The organism is Methanobrevibacter sp. (assembly GCF_045130115.1).
GTDB lineage: Archaea > Methanobacteriota > Methanobacteria > Methanobacteriales > Methanobacteriaceae > Methanocatella.
The window spans coordinates 1-18,604 of the sequence record NZ_JBGUPC010000037.1 but is presented as its reverse complement, the minus strand read 5'-3'; the positions used below and the strand labels follow the sequence as shown (position 1 = coordinate 18,604).

Annotated in this window: 17 protein-coding genes, 1 tRNA gene and 1 pseudogene; 7 read left to right on the top strand and 12 right to left on the bottom strand. The window is 40.2% G+C overall.

What is annotated here, in order from left to right; translation table 11 throughout:
- The 3 genes and pseudogenes from ACJMML_RS06205 to ACJMML_RS06195 form a co-directional block, all read left to right on the top strand.
- Positions 1-292 (top strand): annotated as a pseudogene (locus tag ACJMML_RS06205) (formylmethanofuran dehydrogenase subunit A); the annotation flags it as partial.
- Positions 293-294: 2 nt separating this feature from the next.
- The gene (locus ACJMML_RS06200; protein ID WP_405306482.1) at positions 295-1,170 is read left to right on the top strand and encodes a formylmethanofuran dehydrogenase subunit C; all 876 of its coding nucleotides are present in this window, start codon (positions 295-297) and stop codon (positions 1,168-1,170) included.
- A 36-nt stretch (positions 1,171-1,206) separates the two neighbouring features.
- Positions 1,207-1,497 (top strand): DUF2097 domain-containing protein, encoded by a 291-nt coding sequence (locus ACJMML_RS06195; RefSeq protein ID WP_405306481.1) that lies wholly within the window; start codon positions 1,207-1,209, stop codon positions 1,495-1,497.
- Positions 1,498-1,572: 75 nt separating this feature from the next.
- Here ACJMML_RS06195 and ACJMML_RS06190 read toward each other — a convergent pair whose 3' ends face one another.
- From ACJMML_RS06190 to ACJMML_RS06170, 5 genes are all read right to left on the bottom strand, one after another.
- Positions 1,573-3,255, bottom strand: coding sequence for an NrpR regulatory domain-containing protein (locus tag ACJMML_RS06190; protein WP_405306480.1), 1,683 nt, complete (start codon positions 3,253-3,255; stop codon positions 1,573-1,575).
- 34 nt (positions 3,256-3,289) lie between these two features.
- The gene (gene glnA, locus ACJMML_RS06185; RefSeq protein ID WP_405306479.1) at positions 3,290-4,648 is read right to left on the bottom strand and encodes a type I glutamate--ammonia ligase; all 1,359 of its coding nucleotides are present in this window, start codon (positions 4,646-4,648) and stop codon (positions 3,290-3,292) included.
- 239 nt (positions 4,649-4,887) lie between these two features.
- The gene (locus tag ACJMML_RS06180) at positions 4,888-6,054 is read right to left on the bottom strand and encodes an aldo/keto reductase (protein WP_405306478.1); all 1,167 of its coding nucleotides are present in this window, start codon (positions 6,052-6,054) and stop codon (positions 4,888-4,890) included.
- A gap of 108 nt (positions 6,055-6,162) precedes the next feature.
- Positions 6,163-6,272, bottom strand: a tRNA-Met gene (locus ACJMML_RS06175).
- 211 nt (positions 6,273-6,483) lie between these two features.
- Complete coding sequence (locus ACJMML_RS06170) at positions 6,484-7,470, bottom strand: acyltransferase family protein (RefSeq protein ID WP_405306477.1); 987 nt, start codon at positions 7,468-7,470, stop codon at positions 6,484-6,486.
- A gap of 291 nt (positions 7,471-7,761) precedes the next feature.
- Between ACJMML_RS06170 and ahcY the strand changes: the two genes are divergently transcribed.
- Both ahcY and ACJMML_RS06160 read left to right on the top strand, forming a co-directional pair.
- Complete coding sequence (gene ahcY, locus ACJMML_RS06165) at positions 7,762-9,012, top strand: adenosylhomocysteinase (protein WP_292601466.1); 1,251 nt, start codon at positions 7,762-7,764, stop codon at positions 9,010-9,012.
- A 22-nt stretch (positions 9,013-9,034) separates the two neighbouring features.
- Positions 9,035-9,685 carry a DUF2119 domain-containing protein gene (locus ACJMML_RS06160; RefSeq protein ID WP_405306476.1) on the top strand — a complete coding sequence of 217 codons (651 nt, stop codon included), beginning with the start codon at positions 9,035-9,037 and terminating at the stop codon, positions 9,683-9,685.
- A gap of 289 nt (positions 9,686-9,974) precedes the next feature.
- Here ACJMML_RS06160 and fen read toward each other — a convergent pair whose 3' ends face one another.
- The 7 genes from fen to cyaB are packed head-to-tail and all read right to left on the bottom strand — an operon-like array spanning position 9,975 to position 15,691.
- Positions 9,975-10,958, bottom strand: a complete 984-nt coding sequence (fen, locus tag ACJMML_RS06155; RefSeq protein WP_405306475.1) for a flap endonuclease-1 — start codon at positions 10,956-10,958, stop codon at positions 9,975-9,977.
- Positions 10,959-10,967: 9 nt separating this feature from the next.
- Entirely contained in the window at positions 10,968-11,534 is a 567-nt protein-coding gene (locus tag ACJMML_RS06150; RefSeq protein WP_405306474.1) for a chorismate--pyruvate lyase family protein, read from the bottom strand.
- An 8-nt stretch (positions 11,535-11,542) separates the two neighbouring features.
- Complete coding sequence (locus tag ACJMML_RS06145) at positions 11,543-12,103, bottom strand: chorismate--pyruvate lyase family protein (protein WP_405306473.1); 561 nt, start codon at positions 12,101-12,103, stop codon at positions 11,543-11,545.
- An 8-nt stretch (positions 12,104-12,111) separates the two neighbouring features.
- Complete coding sequence (locus ACJMML_RS06140) at positions 12,112-12,675, bottom strand: chorismate--pyruvate lyase family protein (RefSeq protein WP_405306472.1); 564 nt, start codon at positions 12,673-12,675, stop codon at positions 12,112-12,114.
- A gap of 8 nt (positions 12,676-12,683) precedes the next feature.
- Positions 12,684-13,937 (bottom strand): homoaconitase large subunit, encoded by a 1,254-nt coding sequence (hacA, locus tag ACJMML_RS06135; RefSeq protein ID WP_405306471.1) that lies wholly within the window; start codon positions 13,935-13,937, stop codon positions 12,684-12,686.
- 9 nt (positions 13,938-13,946) lie between these two features.
- Positions 13,947-15,110, bottom strand: coding sequence for a homocitrate synthase family protein (locus tag ACJMML_RS06130; RefSeq protein ID WP_405306470.1), 1,164 nt, complete (start codon positions 15,108-15,110; stop codon positions 13,947-13,949).
- A gap of 41 nt (positions 15,111-15,151) precedes the next feature.
- Entirely contained in the window at positions 15,152-15,691 is a 540-nt protein-coding gene (gene cyaB, locus ACJMML_RS06125; protein ID WP_405306469.1) for a class IV adenylate cyclase, read from the bottom strand.
- A gap of 565 nt (positions 15,692-16,256) precedes the next feature.
- Here cyaB and ACJMML_RS06120 point away from each other — a divergent pair.
- Positions 16,257-16,802, top strand: coding sequence for a TATA-box-binding protein (locus ACJMML_RS06120; RefSeq protein ID WP_292792009.1), 546 nt, complete (start codon positions 16,257-16,259; stop codon positions 16,800-16,802).
- A 12-nt stretch (positions 16,803-16,814) separates the two neighbouring features.
- Entirely contained in the window at positions 16,815-18,494 is a 1,680-nt protein-coding gene (serB, locus tag ACJMML_RS06115) for a phosphoserine phosphatase SerB (RefSeq protein ID WP_405306468.1), read from the top strand.
- Positions 18,495-18,604: the final 110 nt, after the last annotated feature.

Below are 18,604 nucleotides of genomic sequence, written 5' to 3'. Positions count from 1 at the left end.
TCCTAATGATATTGACCCATCCAGACAATATGCTGAAATCGAAAAAGGTTTCAATGTAGCTGACTACACTATTAAAGATGGTCAAATCTTAGTAAAAGACAAAGAAATTGTAAAAGTTAAAGAAAGTCAAAACGTTTGGGTTAACGTACAAGGATGGGAGAAAAACGAAGAAAAAGTTATCAACAACATTATGCCATTCTTTACTCAATACTACTCAGTCAAATGGGAAAACTACCCAGTACACGACCACTACGTATCCAACCCAATTAGAATAGACGTTGACGGTAAATAGGGGTGTTTAATTTGAAAACAATAACATTTGATCAAATCAAAACTTCTTCAATCGCTTTAGAATTCGATGAATTAATTCCTGATGAAATTTATTCATGGACCGAAGCAGATTTCGCAAAATATCAAGTTCCTATTGGAAACTCCAGATTCCCATTAACCGACTTCTTCAAAGTAACTGTTGAAGGAGAAGCTAACGGGCCTGATGAAGTTGAAATGATTATAAACGGTGATTTAAACAGAGTAAAATACATCGGTTGTAAAATGAGCGGCGGAAACATCGTATGTAACAGCAGTGTAGATTTACACGTTGGTGCTGAAATGTCCGGTGGTTCCATTCTCGTTAAAGGTAACGCAGCAGCTCACGCAGGTAGAGAAATGTCTGGAGGATACCTTGAGATTGAAGGAAATACCAAAGAGTTCACTGGTGCTTCATACATCGGTGAATGGAGAGGTATGACCGGAGGACAAATTGTTGTCGGCGGTAACGCTGGTAAACAATGTGGTGAATGTTTAACTGGAGGTAAAATCCACGTTAAAGGTAACTGTGACATCTTAGCTGGTATTCACATGACCAAAGGTGTCATTGAAATTGACGGTGACGTAAACCGTTGGCCTGGAGGTCAGATGAAAAACGGTAACATCATCATCCACGGATTCCTAGGAAGATTACTCGAAGGATTCGTCCTCAACGGTATCGTTGTAGATCCTGAAGTTGAAGGAGTTACCTACAAAGGTAAATATATCCAATATACTGGAGATATCGGTCTTAACGGTAAAGGTAACCTTTACTTAGACGCTGAAGCTAACAAAGAAAAATTAGCTAGCTACGGCGAATTAGACGACGAATATACTTCAATCAGAGAATACAGGAATTTATAATTCCTTTCTCTTTTTTCTTTTTTTTAAGGCGATAATATGGTAGAAGAAGTACAAATGACAGTGGAAGATGCAATCGAATACGTCAGAAACGAAGTGGAAGTTGGAGACGTTTTGGAAATTTCCTATAATCGTATCTATGCTCCTGGTGACGTTTTGGGTTTCACTGAAGAAGATGAAGAAACCGGTGAAGGTTTCAGAGTCGGTTTGCAATTAAATGGTGAGATTTTAAATCAGGCAGTTGAAATTGACTTCAAAGAGATTGCCGATGATTTAATCGAAATGCGCCATATCAATGATGAAAAAGACTTAGTCATTGAAATACTTTAAAATCTCTTTTTTTCTATTAATTTTTTCTTTTCTATTTCCCACGGAAAAATAATTTTGTTCGTAATCATACAAACGTTATAACCTTTCCATCTTTTCGAAAGGCATGATCTTTTCAAGGGCCTTTACCTGAATCGGAATGCCGCTTTCCTTGACGGCGCCGATTGAATTGAGTCCCCCTCCTGTGATGACACCGAAATTGTAGTTGTCTACCTTGGAATTGTATACAAGTTCCCTAGGCTTTCCGATCTTGTAGATGGAAAATCCGATATTGTTCAGGATTTCGAGAAGCTCAACCGCATGGTCCCTTGATATGTACGGGATTTCCTTGACGCTTGCCAATACCTTGTTGGGACCGTTCTTTCCGATGATGGAGGTCATGTTCTTTGAGAGAAATATCTTATGCGGATCCAATGTTGTTCCATTGTATGAAATCAAATCGATAAAGAGCGGCGGTTCGGTCAGCTCAAGCAGTCCGCTGTATGTAGGATTGCTCATGATTCCGTTGTTTATCAGAATTCCGTCAATGCTCAGGCTGCAGATTGTAGCTATTCCAACCAAGTCATCATTTTCCGGATGTTCTACTAGTTTGTAGTACGGATTGATGTATTTTGGGGAATTGTTATAGGTTTCCTCCATGACGGCCAGCGCATCATCTATGTTGTCCCTGTGCACATATGAGACATTGGCGATGATGTCACCTTTCTGCTTTTCAACATCAAAGTTGACCTGCTGAATCAGATTAAGTGATTTTGAAAGGACAAGGGATATCTTTTCTGTGTTGTTATTTTTAGGCATTTCCAACTGAGGCTGTATTTCTGTCACTATCGGTTTTAGTGAGTTGAAATCGTGAAGGGTTTCACCTATCCTCAAGTCGATATCCTCTCCCAATTCTTTCACGGCACAGAATGGTGTTATTCCTCCGATTATTGCGATTCCAACCATTCCGTCAGGTACAGGCAATCCTAAAAGGTCCTTTCCTTCTTCAGATATTCCTATTACTCCTCCAATCCCTATCCTGTCCAGTTCATGGATGATTTCAATGGTCCTTTCCCGTGCAATTCCAGGTATCAGTCTGAAGTTTGCCGGAATCAGCCCGGTTCCTTTTGTTATCACATCAAGAACTGATGTCAAATCGGAGTTTGCAAATGCGTCGAGCGGTGTTACTGATGTCTTTTTGTAGGATATTATTTCCGTAAATTTAACAGGCCGGTTGTTTTCTATTTTCAGGAGCCCTCCGTATTGGGGTTGTGTCGGAATTCCTTCCTTGAGGAGTATCCCGTCTATGGTTGTTCCGCATATTGTGGTGACTTCGATTTTACCAGTGGTTTTATCTTCATTTAAATTAACATAAGGACTAACACAAAGGCCACTTTGGTATATCTCTTTCATTATATTGATCGATTCTTCGTTATAAATGGTTGAAGTATTGACGACAACATTTCCGTTCTGTGTCATATATGTGAAGTCAGTCAAATAAATCAGTTCTTCAAATTTTGAATATATGAAATCGACTTGGTCATAAATCAGTCCCTTTTCAAGCTTTTCCCTGCCCAAATCCGTAATGACTCTTCCGGAATAACCTTTCTTTTCGGTATATCCCTTCTCATCCAGGATCTGCATATGATATCTGACGGCACGCTCTCCCAGATTAAATCCTTTCTCCTTCAGCTCGTCAGCTATTACCTTTGAGCCGGTAGGCTGGTCCTGTTTTGCAAGCACCCTTAGGATTTCAATCATCCTATATTCAGATTCGGACATAAAAAGCACCTAAAATAAAAAATTGATATTTGGATTAGATATCCAAATACTTTCTTTGTTCGTATCCGAATACCTGAACCCTGTATTCGTCCCATTCCTGATACTTGAGTTCCAGGAACTTTTCGCTGACGTGTGGGCCAAGGGCATTCAGTATGAGAGGGTCCTCTTCGAGGGAGTGGTAAGCTTCCCACAGGCTTGTAGGCAGAACTTCAATTCCTCTTGATTCCCTTTCCTCTTCGCTCATGCTGTAGATGTCGTCCTCTACAGGTTCTCCAGGATCAATCTTGTTGACGATTCCGTCAATACCTGCTTCAAGCATTACTGTAAATGCGAGATATGGGTTACATGCAGGGTCAGGTGACCTGTACTCGATACGGGTTGCCTTTCCACGTGCTGCAGGCACTCTGATTAATGCGGATCTGTTTCTGAAACCGTATGCCATGTATACAGGTGCCTCATAGCCAGGTACCAGACGTTTGTATGAGTTTACAATAGGGTTTGTGATTGCTGTGATTGCAGGTGCATGCTTAAGCAATCCGCCCATGAAATGAATTGCATCCTTTGAAAGTCCTGTTTCTGAATCAGGGTCTGAGAAAAGGTTTTTGTCTCCTTTGAACACTGACTGGTGACAGTGCATTCCACTTCCGCTCACGCCAAAGAAAGGTTTAGGCATGAATGTCACTCTGTAGTCCAGTTGGTCAAAGGTAGCCATATTGTCTACAATCGCTTTGATAGCCTGTTTGAATGTGATTACTGCATCTGCAGTCTTGAGGGCATCCTTGAACTTGAATGCGATTTCGTTTTGTCCCGGTGCCACTTCGTGGTGAGATGCCTCGACTTCAAAGTCAAGGTCTTCAAGGTTCAGGGTCAGTTCACGTCTGAAGTCAGGCCCTTTGTCCAAAGGTTCCACATCGAAGTATCCTGCTTCGTCGTATGGCATAGGGTATCCGTTCTCGTCAATGTCAACAATGAAAAATTCAGGTTCCGGACCGATGTTGTATTGCAGTCCCTTATCGGCCAGGTGTGCCAGGGACTTTTTGAGAACTCCCCTTGGGTCTCCTATGAACGGTTCTCTGTCGGCTGTCCATACGTCACATATGAATCTGCAGGTTGCGGACTCTTCAGGTCTCCATGAAAGCCTTGAATATGTGTTGATGTCTGGCTTTAGGACCAGGTCACTTTCATTGATTCCAACAAATCCTGCGATTGATGATCCGTCAAAGAGCATTCCTTCATTGAACAGTTCGCTCATGTCATCCTTTCCGTTGAATGGGATGACAATGTTTTTTACGGTACCGTTAATGTCAACAAACTGCAGACGGATAAACTTAATGTTGTCCTCTCTCATCTGTTCTGAAATTCTTTCAATTTTTTCTTCTGGGATATCGCTCATTAAAATCAAGCTCCAATAAATATTAAATAATCGGAAAACATCTTCCTATCAAAAATATATTTCCATTTCGTTGTATATAAACTTTTATATATCTTTGAATTCTTTTATTTTTATTATCTCGATGTTTAAGTTTTATTTTTTAAAATAAACATATTTTAATTAGTTTTAAATTTTACATTTGGCTGTTCAATTTCATTTAAAAAAAGAGAAAATATTTGATTTTGGATTATCAAATAAAATCAAAAGTGGTCGAATTCATCTCCGAAGTATTCATAAACCTTTTCCAGCTCTTCGGGAATGTTTATCATTTGTGTGCAGAACGGTATGCACTCTCCACAGTCAACACAGCAGTCCGCCCTTGAATCCTCATCAATCAGAGAGAAATACTGCATCGCACTTGCCTTGGGATTGTCCATCATGTGGGCAATGTTGTACTCGGTAAAGCAGTTAATTATATCCACTCCGTGTGGGCACGGCATGCAGTAGCCGCAGCGTGTGCACATGTTTCCGAGACGTGTCCTGTAGGTTCTCGCAACTTCTCTTATGAGTTCCTGGTCGTTTTCAGAGATTTTATCTATTTTTGAAGCTATTTCTATGTTTTGCTTGACTTGATCGAGGCTTGTCATTCCGCTGAAAACGCAATCCACATCATCCCTGTTCCACAGGTACTGAAGAGCCCACTCGACAGGTGTCCTTTTGGTTTCGGCCTGATTCCACAAATTTTGAATTTCCTGAGGAATGTTTTGGACAAGCCTTCCGCCTCTTAAAGGCTCCATGATCATGCTTCCTACATCTATGCCTTTTAGGTAGTCAAGCCCCATGATTCCTGACTGGTAATATTCGTCCAGATAGTTCATCTGGGTCATGGCAACCTCCCATTTAGGGTATTCGTCAAGAATTTCAATGAAGTAGTCGACCTCGATGTGTGATGAAAAGCCCACATGCTTTGCCCTGCCGTCAGACAGGATATCATCAAGAAAGTCCAGCACGCCCAAATTCTTCACTTTCTCCCAGTCCGGCACGGTCAGGGAATGAAGAAGGTAAATGTCAATATAGTCTGTTTGAAGCTTTTCGAGCTGTTCTGTAAAGTAGCGTTCAAAGTCACCCTTTTCCTCTATCGCCCATGAGGGTGATTTGGTCTGTAAGATTATTTCGTCCCTTAATGTGTTTTCTGTTAGAAACTCGCCCAGGAACTTTTCGCTCTCTCCGCTTCCTCCAAGGCCTTCAGCATGGTAGGGGTATGCGGTATCGATAATGTTGACTCCGTTTTCAATTGCATATTCGAGCATCCTTGAAGCCTCTTCCTTGTCTATGTCGGCATTGTTCGCTTTGGTTGGAAGCCTCATGGTTCCGAATCCTAGCCTTGAAACTTCAAGATTAGTCTTTCCAAGTCTGTTATATATCATTTCAAATCCTCTAATTCTAATTTGTAAAATAAGCTATAAAATTGTTATGATTTGAAAAATGGCCTTAAAAAAATAGTATTTAGATGGATGTATTCCTGGGATTTAGGATGCCGGGGGCGGGATTCGAACCCGCGATCTCACGGTATCCCAGGAATAAGCTAGAGCACTGCTTTATTACCCTATGAGCCGTGCGCTCTAACCAGCTGAGCCACCCCGGCATCTAACAAATATATATATTTTCATCATTACATTTAAAGTTTTTGCTTTTTTGAGGTTTTTTGATGATGGGAGGAAATTTTTTAAAAAATATATTGATTTTCACATATCTTTTGGGGGCATGTTTTTTAAGCTTTCTTTGAAGGGAGCTTAAGGTTCCTTCTTTTTTGAATCAATTCAAATACTTTTTAAATCAGGCACGTTATTGTTTTTTCATTCAATGCATAAAATCTTGTAAATCAAGTTCAGAAAGCCATTCAATGCTCTTGACACAACCTCTCTAGATAAAACATATACAATGGCAAAAGAACCCAGATAAACAAATGCCACAAGCAACTTTTGATGGTACTTCAGATATGGTTCGGCCAATACCTTACTAATTGTAATTGCATATGGATGCAGCAGATAAACGGTTAAAGAGTAAATTCCAAATTGAGTTATTATCAATTCCTTATCTGGCATGAAACGGGTTAAGACCAATACATTCATGGTTGAAATAAATATTATCATGCCCCTAACCAAAATATCCATAACCACTGCATTTCCATATGGATACTTCATTATAATTGTATCAAACGGCATAGTCAATGCAATGATGATTGAGATTAACAGTGATAAAAGCGCTATAGCAATTGCAAATGCATTGTTTTCAACAAGTGGAAATTTATCAGTTATTTTCTGCTTATATTCCTTGTAATAAAAACCAAGCAGGAATATTGGCATGAAAATGAATGTGCGTGAAATGCCTAAAATGTTACAGTCGACAAATCCGATCAGCAATGCCCCTATTATGGATATCAACAGAGGATATCTAAACCTGTCCATGATGGGCAAGGCCATTTTCATGAAAAACAGGCTCATTAAAAACCATAGCGTATATCCTGGATTGATAAACAGTATTTTTGTGGGGTTTTCACCTAAATAATAAATTGTGAATATTTCCCATAGCAGGCAAAATATTATGTATGGAATGAACAATCTTTTGAATGCCTTCACCGGTTCATCAGGGCCAATTTTTGAAAAGTAGCCTGCCACGAAGAAAAATAATGGCAAATGAATCAGGAAAACAAAATTTCTAGTAAGTGACATGACCCAAAATGACCTGAAGAAGGTCAAATGGCCCAAAACGACCAGCAGGATTGCTAATCCTTTTAAATTATCGAATTTTGCTATCCTCCCCTTCGAAGCTATGGCACTCATAATTTCACTCAATGCATACTTGGTTGTAAAATATATTTGATATTCATGTTATATATTTTTTACAACAAAAGGGAGTTTTATTTAACCATTATTAAGTGAAAAAAAATTCAGGAATCCCCACCCTCTATAGGATGGGGTGGTTCAAGTGTTGGGAATACTTTTTGCAAGATATTTTCGATTTCATAACAGAAAATTATCATGGTTTCGGATGTGATTTGCATCTTCAAAAAAGTTATATTTAATAACCTACAAGTCATAAAGTTTAATATTAACAATTAATTTGATGATATTATGAGTAAAGTAAAAGACATGTCACTTGCACCTGAAGGTGTAAGAAAAATCGAATGGGTTCAAAAACACATGCCTGTTTTGGAATCCATCAAAAAGGAATATGAAGAAACCCAACCGTTCAAAGGAATCACAATCGGATCATGCTTACACCTGGAACCTAAAACCATCAACTTAGGTTTGACATTGATGGCCGGTGGAGCTGAAGTCGCAATGACCGGATGCAACCCACTGTCCACTCACGATGATGCAGTTGCAGGAGCAGCCGATTTGGGCCTTAACGTTTACGGATGGAGAGAACAGGATGATGAAGAGTATTATCAGACCATCAATATGGTTCTTGACCACAAGCCTGACATAATCATCGACGACGGAGCCGACATGATTATGGTGCTTCACAACGAAAGAAAAGAGTTGTTGAGCCACATTAAAGGTGCATGTGAGGAAACCACTACCGGTGTTCACAGGCTTCAGGCAATGCATGCCGACGGCGCATTGAAATTCCCTGTAATTGCAGTAAACGATGCATACACCAAATACCTCTTCGACAACCGTTACGGAACCGGACAGTCAAGCTTCGATGCAATCATGGGTACCACCAATATGGTGATTGCAGGAAAAACAGTAGTTGTCTGCGGTTACGGATGGTGCGGACGTGGATTGGCTTTAAGGGCAGCAGGTCTTGGTGCTGATGTCATAGTCACCGAAGTCGATCCTATTCGTGCACTTGAAGCAAGAATGGATGGATACCGTGTAATGACCATTCGCGAAGCTGTAAAACAGGCTGATTTAATTATTACCGTTACAGGAAATGCCGACATCATCTGCGGGGATGACTTCAAATACATGAAAGACGGATGTATGTTAGCAAACTCAGGACACTTCAATGTGGAAATCAACCGTCCTGACCTTGAAGCAATTTCAACTGAAGTCAAAGAAGTACGTGAAAGTATTGAAGAGTTCACCACCAAAGACGGACGCAAAATTTATCTTTTGGCTGACGGCCGTTTGGTTAACCTTTCAGCAGCACGTGGACAAGGACACCCTGCTGAAATCATGGACATGAGTTTTGCAGTTCAGGCATTGTCCGCCAAACACATCCTTGAAAACGACTTGCCTGTAGGCGTTACCAAAGCTCCTGATGAAATCGACTATACCGTGGCAAGCATGAAACTGGATGCCATGGGAATTGAAATCGACTCATTGACTGACAAACAAAAAGCTTACATGGCAAATTGGCAAGAAGGAACATAGGTTCCTTCCAAACTATTTTTTTATGTCCTATTTCAGATACATTGACAACGGCAAGGGACCAACCAAACTGTTCATTGGCGGTGTCCATGGAAATGAGGGATTGACATCCTTGAAGTTTTTGAAGCGCATTGACATTGAGGATCTGTCTCCCGGACAATTCTATTTTTATAATTTCGATAAGACTCCATATATTTCAACAATCAGAAAGGAATATTATGAATCAGAACTCGGATTGAGGATTTTGGATTTGATAGGTGAGCTTCAGCCGGATTTCTACACGGAGCTTCACTGCTACAACCTCAAAAACTATGAAAAATTGACTTCAATGGAAAGGTACAGGCAAACCGGAATTCCTCCATTGATAAAGCTTGGAAATCATATACTGGTTTCATCGGTATCTCCTCTAATCAGGATGACTTATTTTACAACAGACACTGTCTGCAAAACGTTGGAATTTCCATGCTTTGAAAAATTGACCCCTGAAATCATTGACAAATATGATTTTGATAAGGATTTGGCCATTAAAACCTATGAGGATTTGCTCAAGCTGATTTTAAGGTCACCTTCACGTGAACACTTTGAAAAGGAAATGATGAAAAGTCACAGGCATCAGGTTCACTTGGCCATGAAATATGCAGAAAAAGTTTTCGGCAGCGATTTCCCGCCTTATTGAGTATTGATGGTTTCCGGGTTTTGTGGTGGTGAGAAACCATCAACACCTGGATTCTATAAAATATATTGAATAATGAAATTGGCTTTCACCGTCCCCTTGACAGCTGCCATTTCTAAAGTGTTTGTTATACAATCTGGGGTGTGTGGTGGTAGATTGTATAGGATATACTCAATATTTAGAATCCTATTTATAGTATTATTTAACTTATATTTAAAATATATGGTAATGTAAAATATTGATGATATCTTGTGTAAAAGTGATGAATTTTTTGATATTTTCATAATTTTGTTTAAAACCATGCATCAAGACTTCCCTGTGATGAATTCAAGTTTTTAAGTCTGTCTGATGCTTTGGATACGCGGTCTTCTGAAAAGCCATGCTCGTAGCATAAAAATTCAATGATCTTGTCCTTTTGCGGCTTTTCCCATTTTATTTCATAATCGGTATTTACATTATGCTTCAGGAATATGTTTCGGACTTCTTCAAGGTCATGTGTGGATTCCTTTTGAAGTTCAGCCAGTTTTTCTTCGAGTTTTCCGTTATGTGCCAACTTAAGCGCTGTCTTTGCGCCAACTCCCTTAAGGCCTTCGCAAAAGTCGGTGCCTATAAGGATTCCCATGTCGACCAGCTGCTCCCTTGTAACATTTAATTGCCTCAATACCTTGTCCAGCTGATAGTATTCAAGGTTTCCGAGGTTAGATGAAACGGCAAGGTTTCTCACGACCCTTTTTGCGCCGAATAATAGACAGTCATAATCCTGTGATGCGACTGCATATGCGTCGCCGTTGGCCACCAGATATGCGGCCTGAGCCTCTCCTTCTCCTTTGGCTTCAACATATGGTATTCCCATATATGTCAATAGCTTTTTGGATGATTCAATTATTTCCGGTGACAGTTTTGATGATCTCATTGCAAATTTGCGGGCCTTTTCAGTGTCTCCTTCCTTCAGGGCTTCCTTGTAGATTTGTTCTGCCTCTTCTCTAACTTCCCGCCTTTTTGCCTGGGTTTCGCTTTTGAGTTCAGGTGCCTTTCCGTCAAAGATATAGATTGGCTTTATGTCCTTTTCAACCATTGCTGAGTTTCTGTATAGGATTCCGCTAAGGTGTGATGTGACGTTTCCGTTTTCATCAGTCAGCGGCCTTCCGTCCCTTTGTCTGATTGTTGATAGGAACTGGTAAAGCGTGTTGAATGCATCGATTGACACGACCCTTCCTTCCAAATCCTTGAACGTGATTGATTCAGGCTCCACTATATCCTTAAGCTTTACACCCATGCTTGCACCTCACATCTTGTCTGAAAAATAGCTGATCGGGAATGATTCCTTGGTCCAGATTATTATTTCCTCATTTTCTATGACGATATAGTTACGTGTCACAAAGTCCTCATTCATGTTGAACAGTTCCCTCAGGGTTGCATCAGGCTTTTCGATGTAGATATGCTGTATTTCACGTCTGCTTTCGACCTTATGTATTTTCAAAATCTTGCCTAATGGTATTTCCCCGTCCAGGATGTCCTTTCGCGCTTCCTCTTTGCATTTGTCCAGTACAATCAGGGATAGGGCATAGATTAGTGGCTGTCCTCTTCTGTGGATGATCACTTCACGGTAGTTCAGTTCATCGCCTTCAGGGATGTTGACCAATTGGGCCTTTTCCTTGTCTGCCTTTTCAAGGTGTCTGCTTATTGTGAAGATGCTCACCTTTCCATAGAGCACATCCAATATTGCGGTGATTGATCCTTCAACTGTCAAAAGCACTTTCTGGGTATTTGAGAATTTTATGTCCTTTTCTTTTTCGATTTCCTTTAGTCTTCGGCTCAGTTCGTTTTTGACTATTTTTCCTTCGAATTTCATTTGCATCACTATTCTTTAAAGTAGCTTAACGGATATGCTTCCTTGGTCCATATTCCTATTTCCTTGTTGTGGGTTATTATGTAGTCACGGCAAAGCATATACTCGTCTGTCTTGAACAGTTCCTTGAGTGTCGGGCTTGGTTTTTCTATTGAAATGTTCTTTATTGTGATAAAGGTTTCTATAACGTTTTTATCTAGGATTCTTCCTGTGGTAAGGCGTTCATTCATTAAATCTTCAAAAATTTGTTCACTGCATCTTGATGTCGGTATGTATGAAAGTGTATAAACCAGAGGGCGGCCGTTCTTGTACACTATGACTTCACGATAGTCTATCTCCTCTCCGGGTTCCATTTGAAGCAGTTCGGCTATTTCCTCATCTGCCTTTTCCAGATGCTGGTCGAGTATGAAGAGATGGACCTCTCCGTACAGCACATCAAGGAGAGTGGTTAGAGGTCCGTGTTCGCACAGGAGTATCTTTTGGGTTGTTGAAATGGTAGTGTCATATTCCTCTTCAAGTTCCATTATCCTGTCTCGGAGCTTATTTTCCATTACATTTCCTTTGAATTTCATTTCAATCACTATATCTCAGTAAAGTAGCTTACAGGAAACATTTCCTTAATCCACATCAGTATTTCGTCGTCATGTATAATCACGTAATCCCTTGCAAGGAAGTCCTCGTCAGTCTTGAAGAGTTCTTGAAGTTTTGGATTTGCCTTTTCGATGAATATGTTCCTGACTTCCCTTCTGGATTCGATCTTGTAATTCTTAAGTATCCTTCCAATCGGTATGTCTGCCCTCAGCAGATCTGAGCAGATTTCCTCACTGCACCTTCCAAGCGGTACATGTGAAATGGCATATATCAGGGGCTGGTCGTCCTTGTGCATCAGGACCTCCCTGAAATTGATTTCATCGCCTGCTTCGACATTAACCAGTTTTGCATGGCGTTCATCGGCTATTCCAAAATGCTGGTCAAGTGTAATCAGGCTTATCTTTCCGTATAGCACGTCAAGTATTGCTGTAATTGAGCCGTCTGTTGTTAGCAGAATCTTTTGTGTGTTGGAAAATGTCTGGCCGTAGTCATTTTCCAGGTCTTCTATCTTTTCGATGAGTCTTTTGTTTGCTTCGTTCTTGTCTTTTGTCATTTTTATCACTAAAGGTCTTTTGGATTTGTAATCATTCCTGTAATCGCTGAAGCTGCAACAACCTTTGAATTTGACAGGTACACTTCGGATTTAGGGTCTCCCATCCTTCCCTTGAAGTTCCTGTTTGTTGTTGAGATGCAGGATTCCCCTTCTGACAATACGCCCATATGTCCTCCGAGGCAAGGTCCACATCCCGGATTGCATATGATTGCGCCTGCATCGATGAATGTATTGATGTATCCAAGCTCTATGGCCTGTCTGTAGATTTCCCTTGAGGCTGGAAGTACCAGCAGTCTGATGCTGTCGTCGATTTTGTTGCCTTCAAGGATTTTTGCAGCATCTTCCAGGTCTGAAAGCCTTCCGTTTGTGCATGAGCCGATTAGGCACTGGTCGATGGATGTGCCTTCTATTTTGGATATGTCCTTTACGTTGTCCACGTCATTAGGACAGGCTATCTGCGGTTCGAGATCGGCTATGTCAAAGTCGAGCTCCCTTTCATAGCTTGCGTCTTCGTCGGATCTGATGACGTTCAGCTGTGATGCGCTTTTGCCGGTCCTCTGGCAGATGTAGTCTATGACCTCTTTGTTCGGTTCCATTATTCCGTTCTTGGCTCCCATCTCAATTGCCATGTTGCACATTGTGGCCCTTCCTTCAACGCCCATATTTTCTATCGTTTCGCCGCAGAACTCAGCGGTCTTGTATGTGGCACCGGCTATTCCTATTGTTCCTATTATATTGAGTATGATGTCCTTTGGTGCGATGTAATCATTAAGTTCGCCTGTGACATTCATCTTTATCGCTTCGGGAACCATGAACCATGTCTTTCCGGTTGCCCAAACCATCGCAAGGTCGGTTGCACCCATTCCTGTTGAGAACGCTCCGAAAGCTCCGTAGGTACATGTGTGTGAATCTGCGCCCACAATGACCTTTCCAGGTTCAACAAGTCCCATTTCCGGAACGACCTGATGGCAGATTCCTTCGCCGTGAATGTAGTTTTTTGTGATATTCTGCTTTTTGATGAACTCACGGCAAACCTTCTGGAATTCGGCTGAACCGATGGTGTTGGCCGGAACGTTGTGGTCGAATATTATCGCTATCTTTTCAGGGTCCCATACCTTGTCGGTAATCTTTTCGAATGTCTTTATCGCTGGAGGGCTTGTACCGTCGTGTGACATTGCAAGATCCACCGGAATCTCAATGATTTCGCCCGGTGTTACCTCATGGCCCGCCTTTGCGGAAAGTATCTTTTCAGTAATGTTCATAATCATAACCTATTTTTTAGTGTTTTTCACTATTTCCTTGAATACCTGATCGTTGATGTATTTTCCTTCTTCCCTTTGCTTTTTGACCTGCCTTACGATTTCAATCAGCTCATCATCGCTAACGTCAAGCTCGCATTCGTTGAGCTTGGCTCTTACTGCCCTGCAGCCTGAATGCTTTCCAAGCACCAGCTGGCGTTTCTGTCCGACAAGCTCCGGAAGGTACGGTTCGTAGCACAAAGGTTCCTCGATTACGGCATCGACATGGATTCCGGACTCGTGTCTGAAGACGTTGTTTCCCACAACAGGCTTGTTGTATGGAATAGGAAGTCCGCTTGCCTTTGACACAAGGTCTGAGAGCTCCTTGATGTATTTGGTCTTGAATCCGTAATCTTTTCCATATAAAATTTTCATTGCCATTATGAGCTCTTCAAGGGATGCGTTTCCTGCCCTTTCCCCGATACCGTTAACGGTGGTTGACACTGCCTTTGCACCTGCAAGCACACCGACGATTGAGTTTATCACCGCAAGGCCGAAGTCGTTGTGGAGGTGGACCGCCAGGTCAAGCTTGAGGTCCTTGGTGAGCTCCCTTACAAGGTAGTCTATGCCCTGAGGGGTTATCGCTCCTGTTGTGTCTGCAATGTGGACCCTGTCGGCTCCGCATTCTTCAGCTTTGCCATAGATTCTCTTCAGGAACTCTATGTCTGTTCTTGTCGCATCCTCTGCTGAAAATGCAACGAAAAGCCCATGGTCCTTTGCATAGTCAACTGCGGTTTCACAAAGGTTTATTGCATCCTGCCTTGTGATGTGCATCTTGTGGTCAAGGTGGATGTCGGATGTTCCAACAAAGGTGATTACCCCGTCCACGTCACAGTCAAGGGCTGCATCGATGTCTTCAGGCTTTGTTCTTGTAAGGCCTAAGATTGTAGCGTCAAGGCCTTCGTTTGCTATTGCCTTCACGGTTTCCTTTTCCTTTTCTGAAACAATCGGGAAACCTGCCTCGATCTGATGGATCTTGAACTGGTCAAGCTTTCTTGCTATTTCCAGCTTTTCGTCGAAACTGAAGCATACTCCAGGGGTCTGTTCACCATCCCTCAGTGTTGTATCATAAATGGTAATGTCTTCAGGGAATGTAAGTTCGCATTCTTTGTTATAATGACTTATAAAATATTGCAAAATATCACTCTAAAATTTTTAATATTAATATATAATATTTGTCAGTATTCATTATTTAATGTTTCTAATAGTTCCATATATGAGGTTCTCTCAAAGCCGTCAGTGATTCCCAATCTTTCAAACAGTTTGAAAATTTTATCCTGGGCTTCGATGTAGTCCTCGCTGTCTCCCAATGCGATTTCTATTTCCATATATGGCGGAAGGCCTTCGACATCGTCAAGTGATATTTCAAAATTTTCGAAGCGGTAGTACTGGCGGCTTTTCCTGACGGTTCTTGCCGGCTTGAAACCGATTTCGGTGAATATGTCGCTTGCCTTTTCAGCGCTTTCGATGCTCATCTCGACTTCCTTTCTGGTCTTTGCCTCATCGTTGAGCTTCGGACCCTTGTATGTTATGAATATGTCATTGTCTGTTGTCCTGATTCGTAGGGCCTCATCGGTCTCGGCAAAGTCAACTATAGGGCTTGCAAAGTAGATGTCTTCCTGAAACTCATCCTTGGTCTTTACTGCACCCAGACTTTCAAGCCTCTTTTCCATTTCCTCAAAGCTATCGATCCTAGCTTTCACTTCAACTTCAATCATGGTATCAATTTTTAAATTTTTTTCTTATTGAATTATATGATTTCCAAATTTAAAAAATTTTCAATCATGTGGAATTTTCACTTACATTTTGCGCCGGCTTCAGGGGATACTGTCGGCTGTGAATCATAATTTCAATTTAATGATGGGGATATTTGGGATGCTGCAATCGGATTGGGGGAATCGAGGGCACATATTTTTCATTAAAAGGAAACGATATTATTTAAATGTAGTGGTTCACTAGATCAGAATCGATTTCGATTTTGACATTTTTTTAAATATCCTTTAAATAGGGTCTGCCTATTTTATTTTGGTGATGTAATGCTGAAATTCAGTAACATTTATTAATAAGTATTTTCAATACATGAATTTACATTTCATTTATAAAGGGGCTTTTATTCCAAAAATTTAAAATTTTCAAATTTTTTAAAAAATGTAAAATAATTTTCAAATAAACATACATTTATATACTATTTAAATAATATATTTAACTAGTAAAAATTTAACTAATTTTTTGTTTTCTTAAATTTTACTATTCTACTTTTAAAAATGAATTGGAGGTTTTAAATTGACCGATGTTGATATTAAAATTGAAAACATTGTTGCTTCTGCAAGCATTGGAAAGGACATCGTCTTGACTGAAGTGTCCGAAGCTTTAGAAGGGGTTAATTTTAATCGTGAACAGTTTCCGGGATTAGTGTTTAAGCTAAAAGATCCCAAAACAGCAGCATTAATATTTAGCTCTGGTAAGCTTGTTTGTACTGGAGCAAAATCTATAGATGATTCCAAATTGGCAATCAAAAAGACTGTAGATTTGATGAGGACTATCGATACTGAAATTCCTCACGAATTTGACATTAAAATTCAAAACATCGTGGCTTCTGCGAATTTAGAATCCACATTAAATTTAGAAGCGGTAGCTTTGGAATTAGAAGATACTGAATACGAACCTGAACAATTTCCGGGTTTAGTATACAGATTATCCGACCCTAAAGTGGTCTTATTATTATTTGGTTCCGGTAAGGTTGTATGTACCGGTGCAAAAACCAAAGATGACGCTAAATTAGGCGTCGAAAGAGCTTACGATAGATTAAGTGAGCTAGATTTAATATAATTGGTGGTATTATTGATTAAACTTGTAGTATTTGACTTAGATAACGTTATTATTGATGGTGAAGCAATAGATGAGATAGGTAAATTAGCAAATGTTGAAGATGACATAGCTGCAATTACTGAAAAGGCTATGCAAGGTGAAATTGACTTTGAAACTTCTATTAAAGACAGAGTACAACTTCTCGAAGGAACTTCCATTGAAGATGTCGAAAAAGTTGCTGAAGATCTTCCATTAATGCCTGGAGCTTGCAAAACCATCAAATGTCTAAAAGATAAAGGTGTAGATGTAGCTATCATTAGTGGTAGTTTTGATGTAGTGGCTGATAAAGTATCTGATAAACTTGGAGTTGACACAGTTTATACAAATAGTTTCACAGTCGAAGATGGTAAATTAACTGGCGAAGTGACTGGTCCTCTCGTATCCGGTTCCAAACTGGACGTATTGAAAGACCATGTCGAAGAAGCAGGAATTACTTTGGATGAAGTAGTTGCTGTTGGAGATGGCGCTAACGACATTTCCATGATTGAGTCAGCAGGTTGCGGAATCGCATTCAATGCAAAAGAATCCGTAAAAGAAATTGCTGATGTTGTAGTAGAGGAAAAAGACTTGTGCAAAGTCTTATGTGAAATCTGTAATCAATTAACCACTGATGATGCTGAAGAAGAAACTGTAGAAGAAGAAGTAGAAGCTCAAGAAGCTGAAAGCGATGCTGAAACCGAAGAAGAAGTTCAGGAAGTGGAAGCTGAAGAGGAAGCAGCTGATGAAGAGGCTGAAGAAGCTGAGGAAGCTGAAGAAGAAACCGAAGAAGCAGAAGAAGCTGCTGAAGAGGAAGCTCCTGAAGAAAAACCTGAATTTGTTCTTGCTGACACCATGGAAGGTGTAAGAAAACAAAAAGATGAAAAAGAAGCTGAAATCGCTAAAGTTGCTGAAGAAAGGGAAGAGTTCAACAAAACAGCTCGTGAACAACGTAAAATCAGAGATGAATTAAACGCTTCCTTAAAAGAAAACCTGAACAAGGCTATTGAATACAGAAACGAGCGTAATGAAATCAACAAAGAAGTTGAAGCTGCTAAAAAAGCTCGTAATGAAGCAAACAACAAAATCAAAAGTCTTGAATGGAACTCAGGCAAACGTAACAAAGTGAAAATCGAAAACGAAATCAAAAAGATTGATAAAATCATTGAAACTCGCGTTCTCGATATCAAAAAAGAAAATCAGCTTGTTAAAAATGCCAACGACTTAAGAAAACAGTTAATGGAAATTCATGAAGATGAATCCGTTAAGGCTGAAGCTGACGAGCTCAGGAAAAAATCCGAAGAGGAACACGAAAAAGTTATTGAACTTTCCGAAAAAGCTCAAGCAGCTCACGAAGAAATGCTTAAATACTTCAGAAAAACTGATGACATCAGAACTGCAGCTGACGAAGCTCACAAAAACTTCGTTGAAGCACGCAGAAATGCATCTGCAAAACATGAAGAATTCAAAGCTATCTTAAGTGACATTCATGTTATCAACAAAAAGTTAGGTTCCAACAAACCTAAACGCAGAAAATCCGATAACAAAGGATCTTCCGGTGGTAACAAAAACCGTGAAGAAAGGCAAAGAGCTCAAGAAATCTTTGATAAGTTTAAACAAGGTGGAAAAGTCTCTACTGAAGAGATTTTACTCTTGCAAAAATACAATATAGGTTAAATTCAATTTTAACCTTTAATCTTTTCTTTTTTTTAAGGTTTTAACATGTCTGAAGAAAAAATAGAAACATGTTTTATCTGCGGTCAGAAATTTGACATGAACAAGGCAGA

Excerpts from the sequence above, each read along its gene's own strand:
- ACJMML_RS06195 (WP_405306481.1), top strand. The coding sequence starts at position 1,207 with ATGGTAGAAGAAGTACAAATGACAGTGGAAGATGCAATCGAATACGTC.
- ACJMML_RS06190 (WP_405306480.1), bottom strand. The coding sequence starts at position 3,255 with ATGTCCGAATCTGAATATAGGATGATTGAAATCCTAAGGGTGCTTGCA.
- glnA (WP_405306479.1), bottom strand. The coding sequence starts at position 4,648 with ATGAGCGATATCCCAGAAGAAAAAATTGAAAGAATTTCAGAACAGATG.
- ACJMML_RS06180 (WP_405306478.1), bottom strand. The coding sequence starts at position 6,054 with ATGATATATAACAGACTTGGAAAGACTAATCTTGAAGTTTCAAGGCTA.
- ACJMML_RS06170 (WP_405306477.1), bottom strand. The coding sequence starts at position 7,470 with ATGAGTGCCATAGCTTCGAAGGGGAGGATAGCAAAATTCGATAATTTA.
- ahcY (WP_292601466.1), top strand. The coding sequence starts at position 7,762 with ATGAGTAAAGTAAAAGACATGTCACTTGCACCTGAAGGTGTAAGAAAA.
- ACJMML_RS06160 (WP_405306476.1), top strand. The coding sequence starts at position 9,035 with ATGTCCTATTTCAGATACATTGACAACGGCAAGGGACCAACCAAACTG.
- fen (WP_405306475.1), bottom strand. The coding sequence starts at position 10,958 with ATGGGTGTAAAGCTTAAGGATATAGTGGAGCCTGAATCAATCACGTTC.
- ACJMML_RS06150 (WP_405306474.1), bottom strand. The coding sequence starts at position 11,534 with ATGAAATTCGAAGGAAAAATAGTCAAAAACGAACTGAGCCGAAGACTA.
- ACJMML_RS06145 (WP_405306473.1), bottom strand. The coding sequence starts at position 12,103 with ATGAAATTCAAAGGAAATGTAATGGAAAATAAGCTCCGAGACAGGATA.
- ACJMML_RS06140 (WP_405306472.1), bottom strand. The coding sequence starts at position 12,675 with ATGACAAAAGACAAGAACGAAGCAAACAAAAGACTCATCGAAAAGATA.
- hacA (WP_405306471.1), bottom strand. The coding sequence starts at position 13,937 with ATGAACATTACTGAAAAGATACTTTCCGCAAAGGCGGGCCATGAGGTA.
- cyaB (WP_405306469.1), bottom strand. The coding sequence starts at position 15,691 with ATGATTGAAGTTGAAGTGAAAGCTAGGATCGATAGCTTTGAGGAAATG.